The sequence below is a fragment of the Cupriavidus sp. FW305-26 genome, from assembly GCF_058787975.1.
Window position 1 is genome coordinate 54394 of the sequence record NZ_JBYTAH010000037.1, and the last position, 16803, is coordinate 71196.

20 protein-coding genes are annotated in these 16803 nt (G+C 68.8%); 6 read left to right on the forward strand and 14 right to left on the reverse strand.

The window, feature by feature from the left end; all coding sequences use genetic code 11:
- Window positions 1-148: 148 nt before the first annotated feature.
- From AC3WQZ_RS20055 to AC3WQZ_RS20100, 10 genes are all read right to left on the reverse strand, one after another.
- A complete protein-coding gene (locus AC3WQZ_RS20055) occupies window positions 149-475 on the reverse strand; it encodes a c-type cytochrome (protein ID WP_010812119.1) in 327 nt (108 codons plus the stop codon).
- 117 nt (window positions 476-592) lie between these two features.
- Complete coding sequence (locus AC3WQZ_RS20060) at window positions 593-1630, reverse strand: c-type cytochrome (protein WP_011616197.1); 1038 nt, start codon at window positions 1628-1630, stop codon at window positions 593-595.
- Window positions 1614-2963: a sulfite dehydrogenase gene (gene soxC / locus AC3WQZ_RS20065; protein ID WP_492301127.1), complete on the reverse strand. Its 1350-nt coding sequence runs from the start codon at window positions 2961-2963 to the stop codon at window positions 1614-1616. The genes AC3WQZ_RS20060 and soxC overlap by 17 nt, the downstream gene beginning before the upstream one ends.
- 107 nt (window positions 2964-3070) lie before the next feature.
- Window positions 3071-3490 (reverse strand): ArsR/SmtB family transcription factor, encoded by a 420-nt coding sequence (locus tag AC3WQZ_RS20070; RefSeq protein WP_011616199.1) that lies wholly within the window; start codon window positions 3488-3490, stop codon window positions 3071-3073.
- Window positions 3491-3537: 47 nt separating this feature from the next.
- Window positions 3538-4428 carry an O-acetylserine/cysteine exporter gene (locus AC3WQZ_RS20075; RefSeq protein ID WP_010812123.1) on the reverse strand — a complete coding sequence of 297 codons (891 nt, stop codon included), beginning with the start codon at window positions 4426-4428 and terminating at the stop codon, window positions 3538-3540.
- An 89-nt stretch (window positions 4429-4517) separates the two neighbouring features.
- Entirely contained in the window at window positions 4518-5783 is a 1266-nt protein-coding gene (locus tag AC3WQZ_RS20080) for an FCSD flavin-binding domain-containing protein (protein WP_492301128.1), read from the reverse strand.
- Window positions 5784-5798: 15 nt separating this feature from the next.
- Window positions 5799-6149, reverse strand: coding sequence for a c-type cytochrome (locus AC3WQZ_RS20085; RefSeq protein WP_010812125.1), 351 nt, complete (start codon window positions 6147-6149; stop codon window positions 5799-5801).
- Window positions 6150-6319: 170 nt separating this feature from the next.
- Window positions 6320-7180 carry a BON domain-containing protein gene (locus tag AC3WQZ_RS20090; RefSeq protein WP_058698097.1) on the reverse strand — a complete coding sequence of 287 codons (861 nt, stop codon included), beginning with the start codon at window positions 7178-7180 and terminating at the stop codon, window positions 6320-6322.
- A gap of 46 nt (window positions 7181-7226) precedes the next feature.
- The gene (locus tag AC3WQZ_RS20095; RefSeq protein ID WP_010812127.1) at window positions 7227-7814 is read right to left on the reverse strand and encodes a phosphoheptose isomerase; all 588 of its coding nucleotides are present in this window, start codon (window positions 7812-7814) and stop codon (window positions 7227-7229) included.
- Between the two features lie 62 nt (window positions 7815-7876).
- Window positions 7877-8272, reverse strand: coding sequence for a YraN family protein (locus AC3WQZ_RS20100; RefSeq protein WP_010812128.1), 396 nt, complete (start codon window positions 8270-8272; stop codon window positions 7877-7879).
- A gap of 18 nt (window positions 8273-8290) precedes the next feature.
- Here AC3WQZ_RS20100 and rsmI point away from each other — a divergent pair, with 18 nt between their 5' ends.
- Window positions 8291-9199, forward strand: a complete 909-nt coding sequence (gene rsmI / locus AC3WQZ_RS20105) for a 16S rRNA (cytidine(1402)-2'-O)-methyltransferase (RefSeq protein ID WP_492301129.1) — start codon at window positions 8291-8293, stop codon at window positions 9197-9199.
- Window positions 9200-9286: 87 nt separating this feature from the next.
- Here rsmI and AC3WQZ_RS20110 read toward each other — a convergent pair whose 3' ends face one another.
- Window positions 9287-10057: a septal ring lytic transglycosylase RlpA family protein gene (locus tag AC3WQZ_RS20110; protein ID WP_011616201.1), complete on the reverse strand. Its 771-nt coding sequence runs from the start codon at window positions 10055-10057 to the stop codon at window positions 9287-9289.
- Window positions 10058-10338: 281 nt separating this feature from the next.
- On the opposite strand from AC3WQZ_RS20110, the gene AC3WQZ_RS20115 reads away from it, so the two are divergent.
- The 3 genes from AC3WQZ_RS20115 to AC3WQZ_RS20125 all read left to right on the forward strand — a co-directional run bounded on the left by AC3WQZ_RS20115 (window position 10339) and on the right by AC3WQZ_RS20125 (window position 12085).
- Window positions 10339-10989, forward strand: coding sequence for an MBL fold metallo-hydrolase (locus AC3WQZ_RS20115; protein WP_492301131.1), 651 nt, complete (start codon window positions 10339-10341; stop codon window positions 10987-10989).
- A gap of 4 nt (window positions 10990-10993) precedes the next feature.
- Window positions 10994-11650, forward strand: a complete 657-nt coding sequence (locus AC3WQZ_RS20120; protein WP_010812132.1) for a hypothetical protein — start codon at window positions 10994-10996, stop codon at window positions 11648-11650.
- A 207-nt stretch (window positions 11651-11857) separates the two neighbouring features.
- Window positions 11858-12085: a hypothetical protein gene (locus AC3WQZ_RS20125; RefSeq protein ID WP_010812133.1), complete on the forward strand. Its 228-nt coding sequence runs from the start codon at window positions 11858-11860 to the stop codon at window positions 12083-12085.
- An 88-nt stretch (window positions 12086-12173) separates the two neighbouring features.
- Here the strand turns inward: AC3WQZ_RS20125 and arsC are convergent, their stop codons facing one another.
- Window positions 12174-12533, reverse strand: a complete 360-nt coding sequence (gene arsC, locus AC3WQZ_RS20130; RefSeq protein WP_010812134.1) for an arsenate reductase (glutaredoxin) — start codon at window positions 12531-12533, stop codon at window positions 12174-12176.
- 174 nt (window positions 12534-12707) lie between these two features.
- Between arsC and AC3WQZ_RS20135 the strand changes: the two genes are divergently transcribed.
- Both AC3WQZ_RS20135 and AC3WQZ_RS20140 read left to right on the forward strand, forming a co-directional pair.
- A complete protein-coding gene (locus AC3WQZ_RS20135) occupies window positions 12708-13289 on the forward strand; it encodes a GNAT family N-acetyltransferase (RefSeq protein ID WP_010812135.1) in 582 nt (193 codons plus the stop codon).
- A 97-nt stretch (window positions 13290-13386) separates the two neighbouring features.
- Window positions 13387-13671: a hypothetical protein gene (locus tag AC3WQZ_RS20140; RefSeq protein ID WP_010812136.1), complete on the forward strand. Its 285-nt coding sequence runs from the start codon at window positions 13387-13389 to the stop codon at window positions 13669-13671.
- 87 nt (window positions 13672-13758) lie between these two features.
- On the opposite strand, the gene AC3WQZ_RS20145 is transcribed toward AC3WQZ_RS20140, so the two are convergent.
- Both AC3WQZ_RS20145 and AC3WQZ_RS20150 read right to left on the reverse strand, forming a co-directional pair.
- Window positions 13759-15027 carry a M20/M25/M40 family metallo-hydrolase gene (locus AC3WQZ_RS20145; protein ID WP_010812137.1) on the reverse strand — a complete coding sequence of 423 codons (1269 nt, stop codon included), beginning with the start codon at window positions 15025-15027 and terminating at the stop codon, window positions 13759-13761.
- 57 nt (window positions 15028-15084) lie between these two features.
- Window positions 15085-16341: an allantoate amidohydrolase gene (locus tag AC3WQZ_RS20150; RefSeq protein ID WP_492301133.1), complete on the reverse strand. Its 1257-nt coding sequence runs from the start codon at window positions 16339-16341 to the stop codon at window positions 15085-15087.
- Window positions 16342-16803: the final 462 nt, after the last annotated feature.

Sequence of the window (16803 nt, forward strand, 5' to 3'; positions counted from 1 at the left end):
CCGGCTACTCCGTTCCAGTCGGTCGATGACCGCTTCGGGGATCTGCTTCATGCGGCCGGTACATGGCCGGCCGCTGGTCTGTCCTGGCCGCGCGGCATTCACCGCCCGGCCTGGTGCATCGGCGGACTGCCCGCCTGGTCGGTAAGGCTTACTTGGCGGGGGCGCCAGCCAGCACCCACTCGACCACGGTCTTCAGGTCGGCGTCGTTGAGCGCCGCATTCGCGGGCATCGGCACCGGGCCCCAGACGCCCGAGCCACCGCTCTTGACCTTCTTGGTCAGCGTCGCCAGGGCGTTCTTGTCGCCCTTGTACTTGGCGGCCACTTCCTTGTAGGAAGGTCCGACCAGCTTCTTGTCGACCTGGTGGCAACCCATGCAGGCGTTCTTGTTGGCGATCTCCTGTGCCTTGGCGGCATCGACCGCGTGGGCCGATGCGGCGGCGCCGAGCATCAGCGCTGCGATGACAAACTGCTTCATTGTTAAGCTCTCCAAGCTCTGTAAAGCCGTGGGGACGGCAAAGGCCGCTGGGCCGTACTGCAATGGCTTCGCGGCACACACTGGCCGCCGCCCGGGGGCACTGCGGTGGCCAGTCCGCTATTTTGCCTCAAGAATCCAGCCCACCATGGCCTGCACGTCGGAATCCGGGATCTGCGGCTGCGCCGGCATCGGCACGCTGCCCCATGCGCCCTGCCCGCCTGCCTTGACCTTGCGCGCCAGCGCGCCATGCGCGTCCTGGCCCTTGTACTTGCCGGCGATGTCGGCAAAGGACGGCCCAACCAGCTTGCGGTCCATCGCATGGCAGGCCATGCACTGGTACTGGCTGGTGAGCCGCGCGCCCGGCGCGGCCGGCTCCGAAGGAGCTGATGCAGCACTTTTAGATACGGTATTGCCCGCGGCCACGCCGCGCACCGGGCCGAAGCTCCGCTGCTGCTGCGCCAGTTCGCCATGGGCATCGCGGGCATAGTCCGGTATCGACGAGGTAATCGCCACCTTGCCGGCGCAATCCTTCATGCAGGCCGTATTGCGCGTGTCCGGGCGGCCGCGCCCCGGCCACAGGCCGTGGCCGGTGGTCATGCCGTCGCGGTTGGGCATGCGCCGCTGGATCTCGGCGATATTGGCGTCGGACAGCGTGAAGTCGGCCGGGACGACCTCGCCCAGGTGCAGCATATAGGCGGTGACCGCGTAGACGTCGCCCACGCTCAGGCTCTTGGGCGCGTTCCACGGCATGGCGCGGTGGATGTAGTCCCACAGCGTGCTGACGGTGCTGACCTTCATCAACGTGGTGCGGTACGGCTGGTTGCCGGTCATGCCGGCCACGCGGCCGCGCCTGATGTCTTCGGCGGTGGTGCCGCCGACCAGCGGCGTGAACACCTCGTTGGATTCGCCGAAGTCGCCGTGGCACGACGCGCACTTGCCGTCCCAGACCTTCTGCCCCTGCGCCACCGTGCCGCTGCCCCTGGGCAGGCCCTGGAAGTCCGGGCGCACGTCGATGTCCCACGCGGCGACTTCGGCGGGCGTGGCGGTGCGGCCAAGTGCCGCACGCGCGTCGGCCGTGCCCGCCCACGCCGGGGCGGCGCTGACGGCTGCCAGCACCAGGGCGGCGGCGGTCCTGAGTTCAGCCCACATGGACATTGGACACCTCGCCGCCTGCCGCCACCTGCCAGCTCTGGATAGCGTTGTTGTGGTAGATCGAGCGCGTGCCGCGCACCGCGCGCAGCTGCCCCAGCTTCGGCTGCACATAGCCGGTGTCGTCGATGGCGCGGCTTTGCAGGATGGCGGGGCCGCCGTCCCAGACCCAGTCCAGGTTGAAGCGCGTCAGGCACTTGGACAGCACCGGCGCCTCCAGCCGCGCACTGCGCCAGTTGCGCCCGCCGTCGGTCGAGACATCGACACGCCTGATGCGCCCGCGCCCCGACCACGCCAGCCCGCTGATGTTGTAGAAGCCCTTGCCCACCATCTGCTGCCCGCCCGAAGGCGTGGTGATGACCGACTTGCACTCCTGGATCGAGGTGTACTGGCGCAGCTTGCCGTCCGGCATCATGTCCACGTAGTGGATGGTCTCGTCCTTCGCATTCCAGGGCTGGTCGCCCAGCTCCAGCCGGCGCAGCCACTTGACCCACGACACCCCCTGCACGCCCGGCACCACCAGCCGCAGCGGATAGCCGTTCTCGGGGCGCAGCATCTCGCCGTTCATGCCCCAGGCGACGATGATCTCGTCGGCCAGCTCCATCGGGATGGTGCGCGTCATCGACGAGCCATCGCCGCCTTCGGCCAGCAGGTAGCGGCCGCGGCGCAGGTCGGCGCCGGCATCGTCCAGCAGCACCCGCAGCGGCACGCCGGTGAACTCGCAGCACGACAGCATGCCGTGGGTGTACTGCACCGTGGGCACGGCCACGTTGCCCCATTCCATGCCGGTATTGGCGCCGCATTCGATGAAATGCATGCGCGACACCGCCGGCAGGCGCATCAGGTCGTCCATGGTGTAGACGCGCGGCGTGCGCACCAGGCCGTTGAGCATCAGGCGGTGGCGGGCCGGGTCGATATCGTGCCAGCCCTGATGGTGGCGCTCGAAATGCAGGCCGTTGGGGGTGATGATGCCGAAGAAGCCCTGCAGCGGCGCGAAGGCCACCGAAGCGGCGGAGACGCGCGTCAGGCCCGGCGACTCGCGCCGCACCAGGTTTTTCTCATGCACGGAGGGCTGCCCGTACGGGCGTGCAGCCACCGGCTGGCCGAGCGAGGTGGCCCACGGCTGCGGCTGCAGGATGGCGGGATCGCCGTCGGCTGCCAGTGCCTGGCGGCCCGCCGTGGCGGCGGCAATCCCCGCGGCCGTGCCCAGGAAGCTCTTGCGCAGGAAGTCGCGCCGCGGCGCGTCCAGGCCGTGCCGGCCGATGTCCTGCTGCAGCGATGCGCTGACGAAGTGCTCGGGCGCGGGCACGATGCGCCCGGGCCGGTTCCGTTCCTGCAAATCGGTCTCCTCCGGCGCGCTCGCCACGGCCCTTGGACCGGTCGGCGTGCCTGTTATCGGGCCGCTGCAGCGGGTGCGGCAGCGATCCGTTTACCGGAAGAGCTGAGCTAGCCTGCGGTGCGCCGCCTGCGCGCCGGGGCTTCGGGTGCCGGCTGTGCCATGAAGCGGTCGACCACGCCGGAGGGCAAGGCGCTGTCCTCCAGCCGGCTCGCCACCTGCACGCAGACCGTGCGGCACAGCTCGATCACGCTTTCGTCCGCAATGGCGTAGAACACCAGGTTCGCCTCCTTGCGGCGCGACAGCACGCCCGAGCGGTACATCGCGTTGAGATGCCGCGACACATTGGTCTGCGACGAACCCACCGTCTCGACCACCGTGCTGACCGGCTTCTCGCCATCGCACAAGGCGTGCAGGATCTTCAGCCGCGTCGGCTCCGCCAATAGGCTGAAGTAGCCCGATACCTTTTCGAATACGCGATCCAGCTCTTCCATGGCATCCAATATATTCGTATATGCGTGAATGCGCATATAGTGTTTACCCACTGATGCAGCACAGCATAAGTGCGGCGGGAGGATCAGCGGCGCGCCAGCGCCCTGCCCGCCCACAGGCGCTGGCCGAACACATTGAGCAGCAGCCCGGCCATTACCACTGCCGCGCCCGCCCACTGCGCGCCGGACAGGTCCTCGCCCAGCAGCACATGCGCCGACACCAGCCCCACCACCGGCACCAGCAGCGTCAGCGGCGCCACCTGGCTGGCCGGGTAGCGCGTCAGCAGCCGGCCCCACATGGTGTAGCCGAACACTGTCGCCGCAAAGGCCAGGTAGGCCACGGCGAACACGGCCATGCCCGACACATGGGTGACGCTCTGCACGATGCGCGCCGGGCCCTCGACCCACAGCGACAGCAAGGCGAACGGCACGATCGGGATCAGCGCGCCCCAGATCACCAGCCCCAGCAGGTCGACCGGGCCGATCTTCTTGCTGACGATATTGCCGCTGGCCCAGCAGAACGCCGCGCACAGCGTCAGCACGAAGCCCGCCACGCTCATGCCGCCGGCGCTGCCGGCACCGGCCCCGATCAGGGCCAGCCCGCCCGCCGCCACCGCCATGCCCGCGATGTTGTGCCAGCGCACCGGCTCGCCCAGCCACAGCGCCGCAATGGCCAGCGTGAAGAAGGCCTGCGACTGCAGCACCAGCGAGGCCAGGCCGGCCGGCATGCCGACCGCCATGGCGTAGAACAGGAAGGCGAACTGGCCCAGGCTGATGGTGACGCCGTAGGCCAGCAGCAGCCGCCACGGCACGCGCGGGCGCGGCACGAAGAAGATCGCCGGGAACGCCACCAGCAGGAAGCGCAGCGCACCCAGCAGCATCGGCGGCATGTCCGCCAGGCCAACCTTGATGACGACGAAGTTGACGCCCCAGACGCAGACGATGGCGAGGGCGAGTAGACGGTCTCTGGCTTGCATGAGGGGGCTGGGGGCGCGGCCCGGCACAGTGCCGGACAAAACCCGTAGGGTAGCAGCCCCCGGCCTTCGGGGCATGGCCCGCCCTGCACCTACCCCAGCATCTCCGCCCAAATGCCCTTGGCCCATGCCAGTGCGTAGTCGCCTTCGAGCTGGTTCGGCGCCTCCGACAGCCCGCCCGATCCCGGCACCGTGACCATGGTCTTCTGCGCCGCGTCATAGCGATGCACGCTGGCCACGTGCACCGCCTCGCGGTCGGAGGTGAAGCTGTAGCAGGTGTTGTTGTAGAGCGGCTGCGGGTCGGGTGCCCGGCCCGACAGCAGCGCGACCATGGCCGCGGCCGCGACCTTGCCATGCTGGTTGGCCATATGGCCCGACTTGGGCATCAGCGGCGCGATCTGGATGGCATCGCCGATCACGTGGATATTGGCCGCGGCGCGCGACTCGAAGGTGACGAAGTCCACCTCGCACCACTTGCCATTGGCCGTGGCCAGCCCCGCCGACACCGCGATCGCACCGGCGCGCTGGGGTGGCAGCATGTTGAGCACGTCGGCACGCTCGTCGTCCTGCACCTCGAACTTGAGCGTGCGCGTGGCGGGGTCCACATCCACCGCGTTGAACTGCGGCCGGTATTCCACCATGCCCGGGTACTGCGACGCCCACACCTTGCGGAACAGCCCGGCCTTGGAGGTGATGTCGGGGTTGGCGTCCAGGATCAGCACCTTGCTGCGCGGCTTGTGCTGCCTGAAGTAGTACGCCACCTGGCAGGCGCGCTCGTAGGGTCCCGGCGGGCAGCGGTAGGGCGCCAGCGGGACGCTGATGGCATAGGTGCCGCCGTCCGGCATGGCCTCCAGCTGGCGGCGCAGCGCAACGGTCTGCGGGCCCGCCTTCCAGGCGTGCAGGACCTGGTCGCCGCCGGGCTGCTTCAGCCCGGGCAGCGCATCGCTCATCATTTCGACGCCGGGCGACAGCAGCAGGCGGTCGTAGGGCAGCGTGGCGCCGCCCGCGAGGCGCACGGTCCGTTTGGCCGGGTCGATGGCCACGGCGGTATCGCGCACCAGCCGCACGCCGTGGCGGCGCACCAGCGCGTCGTACGGCAAGGTCAGGTCCGCCAGCTGCCGGCTGCCGCCGAGCACCAGGTTCGACAGCGGGCAGGAGATAAAGGCCGGATTGGGTTCGACCAGCGTGACCTCGATCGCCTGGCCGCTCCACTCGCGCAGGTAGCGCGCGGCGGTGGCGCCGCCGTAGCCACCACCCACCACCACCACCCTGGCCGGCGCCGCGGCGCGTGCCGACCCGACCCCGACCGAACCCAGTACTGCGGCGCCCGCGGCGCCCAGGAAGCTTCGTCTTTGCATGGTAGTCCCCCGCTGTCAGCGCACCGCGGCGAACCACGCCGTGATGGCCGCGATCTGGTCGTCGCTGTAACCCTTGGCAATCTGGTGCATCACCGTGGCCGGCCGCGTGCCGGCCTTGAAGGCCTGCATCTGCGCGGCCAGTTCCGCCTGCGGGCGGCCGGCCAGCGGCGGGATCGTGCTGCCCGCCGGCGCGCGCCCGGCGGGGCCGTGGCAGCTGGTGCAGGCGGCGGCCTGGCTGCGCGCACGCAGCGCGGCATCGGTGGCAGGGGCGGCGCTGTCTGCCGACAGCGCCGGCTGGGCGCCGCACAGCGCCGCGGCCAGCAGCGCCAGCCGCAGCAACACAGCGGGCCGGGGGAAGATTGTCATGGTCTCGCTCCGTGTAGGGCCGGCGCTGGGTTCCGCTTGGGGGCGGCCGGCGTGGCTACCGTAGCACATCGGGCAGGGACCGTGTGCGGTGAAAACCGCAGAAGGACAAACGGCGTCCGCATGAGCGGACGCCGTCGGAACCGGCCCGGGAAGCTGGGCCGGGCGCGTGCTCAGGGCAGGTTGCGGCCCGGCGGCAGCGTCACCGGCGAAGTCACCGGTGCGGCGACCGGGCTGGTGGTCGCGGTGGTGCCCGTGGCGGCCCCGGCCGGCGCATCGATCGGACCGCCCACGCCCGGCACCGACTGCACCGGCGCCGGCGTGCCGACATTGCCGTCAAACGACGGGTTCTGCGAGGTGGAAGCCGAGTCCAGGCGCGCGCGCTCGGTGTCGTTGACGTAGTCGAAGGCCTTGACCACCTTGGTCACGCCCGAGGCATTGCGCGCCACGTCGGTGGCGCGGTCGCCCTCGGCGGCGGTGACCACGCCCAGCAGGTAGACCACGCTCTTCTCGGTGGTGACCTTGATCGAGTTGGACGGCACGCCGTCGGCGGTCATCAGCAGGGTCTTGACCTTGCTGGTCAGGTAGGCGTCCTGGCTCTGGGTCATGAAGCCCGGCGAGTTGACGACCTCGAGCTCATTGATCACCACGCGCGCATTCTGCAGGCCACGCACATACTGCTCGACCTGCTGCTTGACGGTGTCGTTGCTGGCTTCGCCGGTCAGCAGCACCTTGCGGTTGAACACGGTCACGTTGACGCGGGCCTGGCCGCTGTAGCGCGAGTTGATGGTGTTCTCGGCCTCGAGCTGCAGGCCGCGGTCCACGGTCTGGGTGGCGGCCGGGCGGCGGTCGGTGGCCATGGCCACGCCGGTCCCCATGGCGCCGGCGATCACGGGGAAGCAGCCGGCGAGCTGGGTGGCGCAGACCAGCACGGCCGCCGCGGCCAGGCTGGCGCGGCCAAGGCCGGCGGTGCGGGAAGGATGGCGCGCGCCGGCGCCGTTCCGGGGGGCTTGCGTAGTGGGCAGGTTCGTCATGCGGTCCTTGCTGTGGCTGGATGTTGGGAATGGGAGGAAGGCAGCATCAGGCTTCCCCGAGCAGTGCCTCGTCGATGCCGTCGCACAGGCAATGCAGGGTCAGCAGGTGCACTTCCTGGATGCGCGCGGTGCGCTCGCTCGGCACGCACAGGTGGATATCGAATTCATCGAGCAGGCCGGCGATGGTGCCGCCACCCTTGCCGGTCAGCGCAACCACGGCCATCTCGCGCTGGCGCGCGGCTTCGATGGCGGCGATCACGTTGGCAGAATTGCCCGAGGTGGAAAGCGCCAGCAGGATGTCGCCGGGCTGGCCCAGCGCCTCGACCTGCTTGGAAAACACCTTGCTGAAGTCATAGTCGTTGCCGATCGCGGTCAGGATCGAGCTGTCGGTGGTCAGCGCGATCGCGGCCAGGCCGGGGCGCTCGCGCTCGAAGCGCCCGACCAGTTCGGCGGCAAAGTGCTGCGCATCGGCTGCGGAGCCGCCGTTGCCGCAGGCCAGGATCTTGTTGCCGCTGGTCAGCGCGCCGACCATGCGTTCCACGGCGGCGTCGATATAGGGGGCCATCACCGCCGCGGCCTGTCGCTTGGTCTCGGCGCTGTCTAGAAACTGTTGCTGGATACTGTCGATACTCATGGCTCTGGGGCCTTGTTGTTGCCATTGCGATCCGCGGATCGTACCTTAGGGTCTGCCGCGCATTATGAACCAGCCCCGGCGGCATCCTGGTCAAAGGCATGCTGCAGCCAGTCCAGCCGGCCGGGTTCCAGGGCCACCACGTCGAAGCGGCACGGCGGCACCTGCGCCAGCGTGGCCAGGTAGTGCGCTGCTGCCAGCAGCACGCGCCGCTGCTTGGCCGGCGTGACGCTGGCGGCCGCGCCGCCGAAGCCCCGGCCGCTGCGCTGGCGCACCTCAACGAACACCAGCGTGCCGTCCGGCGCGCGCATGACCAGATCGATCTCGCCGCCTTTGCAGCGATAATTGCGCACCACGGGCTCCAGGCCCTGGCGCCGCAGGTGTGCCAGGGCCCGGTCCTCCGCCTGCGCACCGCGTAGCTGTGTGTTTTGCAACTGCGTGGTGGATTTGAATGATGGCATCAACGGAAGTTCTCAAGCATGAGTGACTGGATCTCCCTGGCGGCCAGCCAGTCCTACCCGGCCGGCACCCTTTATGTCGTGGCCACGCCCATCGGCAACGTCGCCGACCTGTCGCTGCGCGCGCTGCATGTGCTCGGCCTGGCCGACGCCGTGGCCTGCGAAGACACCCGCAATACCGGCCAGCTGCTGTCGCGCGTGGGCCTGCAGCGGCCGCTGGTGGCCGTGCACGAGCACAACGAGCGCGAGGCCGCGGGCCGCATCGCGGCGCGCCTGGCGGCCGGCGAGCGCATCGCCTACGTCTCCGACGCCGGCACGCCGGGCATCTCCGACCCGGGTGCGCGCCTGGTCGAGGCGGTGCGCGCCGCCGGCCATCCGGTGGTGCCACTGCCCGGCCCCAGTGCCGCGGTGGCCGCGCTGTCGGTGGCGGGCGACATGCTCGATGCCGGCGAAGGCCGCTTCACCTTTGTCGGCTTCCTGCCCAGCAAGCCCAAGGCGCGCACCGAGGCCATCACCCGGCTGGCGGCGCTGGACCACGCCTGGGTCTGCTACGAGGCGCCGCACCGCATTGCCGACACGCTGGCCGCGCTGGCCGCGGGCCTGCCAGGCGAGCGCCGGCTGCTGGTCGGGCGTGAACTGACCAAGCTGTTCGAGGACATCGCTGTGCTGCCCGTGGCGCAGGCGCCGGCCTGGCTGGCCGCCGACCCGAACCGGGCCAAGGGGGAATTCGTGCTGGTGGTGGAAGGCGCTGGCGCCGCAACTGCCGCGGATGGCTTGCCGGATGCCGAGGCCCAGCGCGTGCTGGCGCTGCTGCTGGCGGAACTGCCGGCCAAGCGCGCCGCCAAGCTGGCGGCCGCCATCACCGGCGCCGGCACCGATGCGCTCTACCAGCTGGCGCTGGCGCAGCGCGCGGGGCAGGCAGAGGACTGACGCGGTGCGCGCGTGATCCCGGGATCGGGAGGAGGAAGGTAAAGCAGAGGTGTCAGCGCGCGGCGGCATGCGGCGGCGCTGCCCTGGTCAGCGCCGTGTGCGCTTGACGGTCTTGCCGCCGGCCTTGGTCGACTTGCGCGCCTTGGCGGGCGCCAGCGAGTTGGCCAGTTCCGGCACGGATACGTCGTCGTCGCCGCTGCCGTCGCCGGCCTCGGTGCCGCCGGCATCGATCTGCGGACCCAGCGCGGCCACTTCGGTGCGCGTCAGGCGGCGGATTTCGACGTTGGTGGCGCCGCGTTCGACGAAGCCCAGGCGGCGCGCGGCGCCGTAGGACACGTCCAGCACGCGGTTGCCGTGGTATGGCCCGCGGTCATTGATGCGCAGCACTGCAACCTTGTTGTTGCGCAGGTTGCGCACCAGCACCCAGCTGTCGAGCGGCAGCGTCGGATGGGCGGCGGTCATGGCGCGCATGTCGAAGCGTTCGCCGTTGGCGGTCTTGCGGCCATGGAAGCCCTTGCCGTACCAGGACGAAACGCCGCGCTGCTCGAACGTGCCGATGTCGGCGCGCAGGCCGTCCAGCGAGCTGCCGCTGCGGCCATCGTCCGCGTCATAGCCGAACAGGTTCCAGCTGCCGCCGCCCGAGGCGCGCGCGGACTTGTTGTCTGCGTCGGTGCGATCGGTCTTGCCGGCCTTGCCGTTCTTTGCCGCGCGCGTGGGCACGGCGCCAGCGTTGTCGTTGCTTGCGTTGTCGCCTTCAGGGGGCGTGGCACAGGCGGCCAGCACCACGGCGCATGCGGTGCATGCGCCGAGCTTGGCCAGCCGTTGCCAGCGCTTAACGAGAGCGGAGATCCGTAACATGGGCGGCAGTCTAACATTGACTCTTTACGACTATCTCTTTCATTTTGTTACGAAATCTGTGCGATTTCGCACGATCATGACCTATCTGCCCGGAATCCCGCTTGTGGCAAGGGATTCCCGCCCGAGACGGGGCTTTCGCGCGGGTAATGCATAAAGCACACGACTTGCATCGGGGGCGGTGAATCGCCGCCCGGCGCTACAATGCTGGGCACCGCCCGCCGTCCGTGCGGGCCACTCCGTGGCGCCCGGCCAGAAGGCGCCCGGCGCACAAGAAATCGTCCATGAAAGCCCTGCTCATTCCCGTCACGCCCTTCCAGCAAAACTGTTCGCTGCTGATCGATGAAAGCACCGGCCGCGCCGCGGTCTGCGATCCCGGCGGCGACCTGGATCGCATCCGTGAGGCGGTCAGGGAGCAAGGCGTCACGCTGGAAAAGATCTTCCTGACGCATGGCCATGTCGATCACTGCGCCGGCGCCGCAGCGCTCGCGCGCGAGCTGGATATCCCCATCGAAGGCCCGCAGCAGGACGAGCGCTTCTGGCTCGAGCAGCTGCCCGAGCAGACGCGCCGCTTCGGCTTCGGCCACGCCGAGAGCTTCGAGCCAGACCGCTGGCTGGAGAACGGCGACACCGTGCAGTTCGGCAACGAGACGCTGGAGGTCTACCACTGCCCCGGCCACACGCCCGGCCACGTGGTGTTCTTCTCGCGCGCCAACCGGCTGGCGGTGGTGGGCGACGTGCTGTTCGCCGGCTCGATCGGCCGCACCGACTTCCCGCGCGGCAACCATGCCGATCTGATCCGCTCGATCCGCACGCGGCTGTGGCCGCTGGGCGAGGACGTGACTTTCATTCCCGGGCACGGCCCGGTCTCCACCTTCGGCGAGGAACGCCGCAACAACCCGTTCGTGGCCGATCACCTGACCGACGTGGGCTGAGGCCGTGGCCAAGCGACAGGTGCCCGACACCCGCCCGGAGATCTACGTCAGCACCGACGTGGAAGCCGACGGCCCGATCCCGGGCCCGCATTCGATGCTGTCGTTCGCGTCCGCGGCAATGCTGGCGGACAAGACCGTGGTGGGCACGTTCTCCGCCAACCTCGAGACCCTGCCCGGCGCCGCCGGCCACCCGGTGCAGATGCAGTGGTGGCAAACCCAGCCCGAAGCCTGGAGCGCCTGCCGGCGCGACCTGCAGCGCCCCGAGGACGCCATGGTCCGCTATGTCGAATGGGTCGAGAGCCTGCCCGGCAAACCGGTCTTCGTGGCCTTTCCGGCCGGCTTCGATTTCACCTGGATGTTCTGGTACATGATGCGGTTCGCCGGGCGCTCGCCCTTTGGCTGGGCCGCCCTCGACATCAAGACGCTGGGCTTTGCGCTGACCGGGCGCCCCTACCGCAAGACCGTCAAGGCGGCCTTCCCGGCCGCCTGGATGGATCCGCTGCCGCACACCCATGTGGCGCTGGACGATGCGCTCGAACAGGGTGCGCTGTTCTGCAACATGCTCGCTACGCTGCGTGAGCGCGAGGCCGCACTGGCCAGCCTGGCGTCCGATGCCGCAGCGGACGCTAGCGAGCCCTCACCTTCGTCCGGGCAGCCCTGAACGGTTGCTGCGCCGCGGCAGCCAAGGCGGCATGCCCCTTGCAGGCTTTGCGTCCGCATCCCACGCCAGCGCGCCTATAGTAGAAGCGGATATGGCGTACCGGGCGAAACGAGCCACAGACTATCCGGCGCACTTGCGCAGCCACGCCATATGCCGTTTGAGCCATGTTGCCCGGATCGCGCGGCGCCTGCCGAGGAGGTGTCGATCATGCGTTTTCATACCGACCTGCACTTGAGAGACCTGGCCGGCCGGATCCATTGGCCGCATGCCACGCGGGGCGCCACGCCTATCACCCATCGCCACACCTCGGATGAGGACGCCGAAGTCGCCAAGGCCACGCTATACGTCAGCACGGTGACGCTGGTGGTGCTACTGGTCGTACTGGCGGCCATCGCTTTCGGTCAGGAGGCCATGCACTGGCTGGGTGTTCATTAGACGACCCGCCTGAAGCTGTTTGCCTCAAGCACCGGCCGGCCCCCACCACGTGGGGGCCGGTTTTATTTGGTGCCGTGCATGGGCTGGCTCAGGCCAGCAGCGGCGCCACGTTCTCGGGCGGCCGGCCGATCGCGGCGCGGCGGTTGCGCACCACCACCGGACGCTGCAGCAGGATCGGGTTGTCGGCCACGGCGGCCAGCAGCTCGGCCTCGGTCAGGCCAGGATCGGCCAGGCCCAGATCGGCGTACGGCGCTTCGTTGTCGCGCAGCATCTCGCGCACCGGCACGCCCAGCATGGTGTGCAACTGGCGCAGCGTGGCCAGCGACGGCGGCTCTTTCAGGTATTCCACGATTTCCACCGGTTCGCCCAGCCGCTCGCTGGCGGCCTGGACCAGGGCGAGCGTTTCGCGCGACTTGGAGCAGCGGGGGTTGTGGTAGATGGTGATCATGGCAGGGTCCTTTCTTGTCGTTGCCGTGCCCCGCCCCGGGGCGTTGGCACTAATACGGTGCAAATCAATCCGCACTATATACAAGACACCGGCCCTCGCGCAGCATCACGCTGGTGCAAGTGGCCGGCACGCATCCTGCGTTGCCCCAAGTCCTTGCATAGGGCGCCATTCCCGATGACTTCCACTACCGTTTCCGCCACGACGCCGTCCGCCGGCACGCGCAAACCCTTCACCCTGCGCGACGCCACACCCGCCGACGTTCCTGCCATCCACGCCATCTACGCGCACCATGTGCTGCACGGCCGCGCCTCGTTCGAGGAAACGCCGCCGAGCCTGGACGAGATGCAGCTGCGTTTTGCCGAAGTCCACCGCAAGGGCCTGCCCTACCTGGTCGCCGTGCGCGACGGCGAGGTGCTGGGCTATGCCTATGCATCGTCCTACCGCGCGCGCAGCGCCTACCGCTTTGCCATCGAGGATTCGATCTATATCGACCACCGCCGCGTCGGCGAGGGCCTGGGCCAGGCCCTGCTGGCCGAACTGGTCGCCCGCTGCGAGACCGGTCCCTGGCGCCAGATGGTCGCCGTGATCGCCTGCACCGCCGGCGGCGAAGGCGCCGGTTCGCTGGCCGTGCATGAGCGCCTGGGCTTCCGCACCGTCGGCCGGCTGGAAGCGGTGGGGTTCAAGCACGGGCAATGGATCGATACGGTGCTGATGCAGCGGGTGCTGGGGGTGGGGGCGACGACGCTGCCGGCGTAGGACGAATCGGCCGCGGCAAGTTCAGACGTGTCCCATAGTCGCGCAGGTGCCCTGGTATCGACAATGCCTATTCTTCGTCATTACAAGGACATTGGACATGCTGGTGTCGGAAGAAGCCCCGTTCATTCTCACGCTGAACCCGCAATTGCGTGACGCATTCATAGCCGAGGCCGCGGCTGGGCGCCTTACCACCTCGCAGGTTGCTGAAGCGCTGGTGCGCGAGTATCTGGCGCGGCGCCGGCAGGCACGCGACGAGGAGGTCCTTTTCCAGCAGATGATTGAGGAAGGCAGGGCTTCGATGCGTGCCGGCATCGGCATTCCGAATGAGCAGGTGGAAGCAGAGTCCGCCGCGTGGTGTGCCGCGATATTGCGGAAAGCTTGAGAACAAGAAAGCAAAGCGCCACGGAGTCTCCGTGGCGCTTTTGCGTTGGCCGACCGCCTGTTGGCGGTCCGGCTCAATCGAAATGACTTACTTCATCAGGTCCGACAGCGCCAGCGCCACCACCTTGGTCGCGCGGTTCAGGTCGTTCAGGCGCAGGTTCTCGTCCGAGTTATGGCCGCGGGCTTCCATCAGCGTGCGCGGGCCGGCGCCGTACAGCACGGTCGGGATGCCGCGCTTGGTGTAGTGGCGCGCGTCGGTGTAGAGCGGCACGCCTTGCACCGGGATCTCCACGCCGAATACGGACTCGGCACGGCTCTTCAGCGCGCCGATCAGCTTTTCCACGCCCGGCAGTTCCGACAGCGGCTCGGCCAGGATGATGCGCTCGACCTTCACTTCGATGCCCGGACGGTCCTTGGCGGCCTTTTCCACCACGGCGCGGATCTCGCCTTCGGCGTCGAAGCCGATTTCCTCGGGGATCATGCGGCGGTCGACGCGGAAGGTCACCAGGTCAGGCACCACGTTGGTATTGATGCCGCCCTTGATCAGGCCGACGTTCAGCGTGGCGGTGTCGATGCCCGGCACCTTCGACTTGCGCGTGGCCAGCTCGGCGCGCAGGCCGTAGATGGCTTGCAGGATGTGGGTGGCGGCTTCGATCGCATCCACGCCCGTATGCGGCATGGCGGCGTGGCCCTGCTTGCCCTTGACCGTCACTTCGACGTGCAGGCAGCCGTTGTGCGACGAGGTGATGCCGTACGAGAAGCCGGCCGAGATGGCGTAGTCGGCCTTGCTCAGGTTGTTGTCGAGCAGGAACTTGGGACCGATGTCGCCGCCGGTTTCCTCGTCATAGGTGAACTGCAGCTCGACCGCGCCGTTGATCCTGGCGCCCTGCTTCTCTGCTTCCATCAGCGCCAGCACGGCGTAGGTGTAGGTGGCGAAGTCAGATTTGGATACCGCCACGCCGCGGCCGTACATGACCGGGCCGTGCTCGCTGTCGGCCACTTCACCGCCGTACGGGTCCTTGGTCCAGCCCAGGCCCGGGGGCACCACGTCGCCGTGGGCGTTCATGGCGATGGTCGGGCCGCCCGTGCCGAACTGCTTGCGCACGATCAGGTTGGTGGCGCTGATCATGCCGGCTGCCTTCACCAGCTCGTCCGGCACCTTGTGCGCCTCCACCGTGAAGCCCAGGCCCTCCAGCAGTTCCTTGGCGCGCTTGCCATGGGCGTCGCAGTCGCCTGCGGGGTTGTCCGAGGGCACCTTGACCAGTTCGGCCAGGAAGGCTTCCTGTTCCGGACGGTGCTGGTCGATGAACTGCGTCAGCGTGGTTTCAGTGGGGTTCATATTGTCTCGTGCGGTCATGACTTGTTCTCTCAACTACGGAGGGGTTCGGGTGGGTTCCGGGGAATCTGCGCTGGCTTACTGCGGCAGGCGGAAGTGCTCGACGAAATCGCTGAACACGCGCGCGGACAGGGCGGCGTCCTCGGCGGTCATGGTTTCGGTGGGATGGTGGCTGATGCCGCCGTTGCCGCAGCGCACGAACAGCATGGCGACGTCGGCGATGGCGGCAATGGCCATGGCGTCGTGGCCGGCGCCCGACGGCAGGTGGCGCACCGGCACGCCCTGGCGGGCAATCGCGGCGGCCCATTGCTCTTGCAGCCACGGGGCGCAGGGAACACTCTTGGCCTCATGGGTCTTGCGCACCTGCGTGCGCACGTTGCGGCGCGCGCACACGCGCTCGATCTCGGCCAGCACGTCGTTGACGGCGGCCTCGCGCTCGGCGTCAGCGCCGGCGCGGATGTCGACGGAGAACACGGCGCGGCCCGGCACCACGTTGGCGGCGCCGTTGGGCACGTTGAACTGGCCGACCGTGCCGACCAGGCCCGGCTTGCCGCCGCAGCGCTTCTCGATATACAGGCCGATCTCGGCCCCGGCCATGGCGGCGTCGCGGCGCATGTCCATCGGCACCGTGCCGGCGTGGCCGGCCAGGCCTTCGAGCTCGACGATAAAGCGGGTGGCGCCGGAGATTGCCGTCACCACGCCCACCGGCAGGTTTTCATTGAGCAGCACCGGACCTTGTTCGATGTGGACTTCGATGAAGGCCGCGACCTTGCTGCTGTCATGCCTGGCGGCGGGCAAGGCAGTGGCGTCGAAACCGGCCTCGCGCATCACCTGGCGCATGGTCTTGCCGCTGTCGTCGACGTTGTCCAGCACGTTGTTGTCGAAGGTGCCGGCGATGGCGCGGCTGCCCAGCAGCGTGGCCTTGAAGCGCACGCCCTCTTCCTCGGCAAAGCCGACCACCTCGATCGCAAACGGGAAGCGCTTGCCCTGGCGGTTCCATTCGGCCACGCACGCGATCGGCAGGATCACGCCGAGGTTGCCGTCATAGCGGCCGCCGTCGCGCACGGTGTCGAAGTGCGAGCCCGTCAGCAGCGCCGGCGCATCGGGCGAGGTGCCCTCATAGCGGCCGATCACGTTGCCGGCGGCGTCGCGCCGCACCGTCATGCCGGCCTGCTGCATCCATTCGGTCAGCTGCGCGGCGGCGCCGTGGTGGGCCTCGGTCAGGTAGGTACGGGTGAGCATGCCGGGCTGCTCGGTGTGGACGGCCAGGGCGTCGGCCCAGGCCATGATGCGCGTGCCAGTCTCTGCGGCGGACGGCGACGGATTTGCTGCCATGCGTTGTCTCCTGCTGGAAGTGCGTGAACGCCGCGGCGGGTGGTCCGGCAAGACCCGCCGGCGTCTGCCGCAAGGCCTGCCGGCGCGGGCGTGGCGCCCGGGCCGAAGCTCTATTCTGTGCGATTCATGTTAGCACAGTGAATTCAAAAATTGCATACAAAAATGATATGCACTATATTCGCTTCCACGTTCAGACAATTTGCCGCGGACAATCCGGTCCGGACAGGCGATTGCGTGGATTCCGCCTCAACAGGGGGGCCATCCGCGAAGTGGCGCGCTCCCGACCCGGAAGCCAGCACGGAACGTAAGGCCGGCAGCCACCCGCCAGTAGAGCAGTACGGGGCCGCCGGTGATTCCTGGATCAGATGGGCCAGCCAGCGCCAGCCAATGGACAGGCGCCGGACCGGCCCGGTACGGAGACAACCATGCAGCATGCAGTTCCCTCGCAGCCCCGCCCCGGCG

What these genes read in the sequence shown, in the direction of transcription:
- AC3WQZ_RS20060 (WP_011616197.1), bottom strand. Translation starts at nt 1,630, where the DNA reads ATGTCCATGTGGGCTGAACTCAGGACCGCCGCCGCCCTGGTGCTGGCA.
- AC3WQZ_RS20140 (WP_010812136.1), top strand. Translation starts at nt 13,387, where the DNA reads ATGCTGGTGTCGGAAGAAGCCCCGTTCATTCTCACGCTGAACCCGCAA.
- AC3WQZ_RS20125 (WP_010812133.1), top strand. Translation starts at nt 11,858, where the DNA reads ATGCGTTTTCATACCGACCTGCACTTGAGAGACCTGGCCGGCCGGATC.
- AC3WQZ_RS20145 (WP_010812137.1), bottom strand. Translation starts at nt 15,027, where the DNA reads ATGACCGCACGAGACAATATGAACCCCACTGAAACCACGCTGACGCAG.
- AC3WQZ_RS20150 (WP_492301133.1), bottom strand. Translation starts at nt 16,341, where the DNA reads ATGGCAGCAAATCCGTCGCCGTCCGCCGCAGAGACTGGCACGCGCATC.
- AC3WQZ_RS20070 (WP_011616199.1), bottom strand. Translation starts at nt 3,490, where the DNA reads ATGCGCATTCACGCATATACGAATATATTGGATGCCATGGAAGAGCTG.
- AC3WQZ_RS20080 (WP_492301128.1), bottom strand. Translation starts at nt 5,783, where the DNA reads ATGCAAAGACGAAGCTTCCTGGGCGCCGCGGGCGCCGCAGTACTGGGT.
- rsmI (WP_492301129.1), top strand. Translation starts at nt 8,291, where the DNA reads ATGAGTGACTGGATCTCCCTGGCGGCCAGCCAGTCCTACCCGGCCGGC.
- AC3WQZ_RS20095 (WP_010812127.1), bottom strand. Translation starts at nt 7,814, where the DNA reads ATGAGTATCGACAGTATCCAGCAACAGTTTCTAGACAGCGCCGAGACC.
- AC3WQZ_RS20100 (WP_010812128.1), bottom strand. Translation starts at nt 8,272, where the DNA reads ATGCCATCATTCAAATCCACCACGCAGTTGCAAAACACACAGCTACGC.
- AC3WQZ_RS20075 (WP_010812123.1), bottom strand. Translation starts at nt 4,428, where the DNA reads ATGCAAGCCAGAGACCGTCTACTCGCCCTCGCCATCGTCTGCGTCTGG.
- AC3WQZ_RS20110 (WP_011616201.1), bottom strand. Translation starts at nt 10,057, where the DNA reads ATGTTACGGATCTCCGCTCTCGTTAAGCGCTGGCAACGGCTGGCCAAG.
- AC3WQZ_RS20115 (WP_492301131.1), top strand. Translation starts at nt 10,339, where the DNA reads ATGAAAGCCCTGCTCATTCCCGTCACGCCCTTCCAGCAAAACTGTTCG.
- AC3WQZ_RS20135 (WP_010812135.1), top strand. Translation starts at nt 12,708, where the DNA reads ATGACTTCCACTACCGTTTCCGCCACGACGCCGTCCGCCGGCACGCGC.
- AC3WQZ_RS20090 (WP_058698097.1), bottom strand. Translation starts at nt 7,180, where the DNA reads ATGACGAACCTGCCCACTACGCAAGCCCCCCGGAACGGCGCCGGCGCG.
- AC3WQZ_RS20055 (WP_010812119.1), bottom strand. Translation starts at nt 475, where the DNA reads ATGAAGCAGTTTGTCATCGCAGCGCTGATGCTCGGCGCCGCCGCATCG.
- arsC (WP_010812134.1), bottom strand. Translation starts at nt 12,533, where the DNA reads ATGATCACCATCTACCACAACCCCCGCTGCTCCAAGTCGCGCGAAACG.
- AC3WQZ_RS20085 (WP_010812125.1), bottom strand. Translation starts at nt 6,149, where the DNA reads ATGACAATCTTCCCCCGGCCCGCTGTGTTGCTGCGGCTGGCGCTGCTG.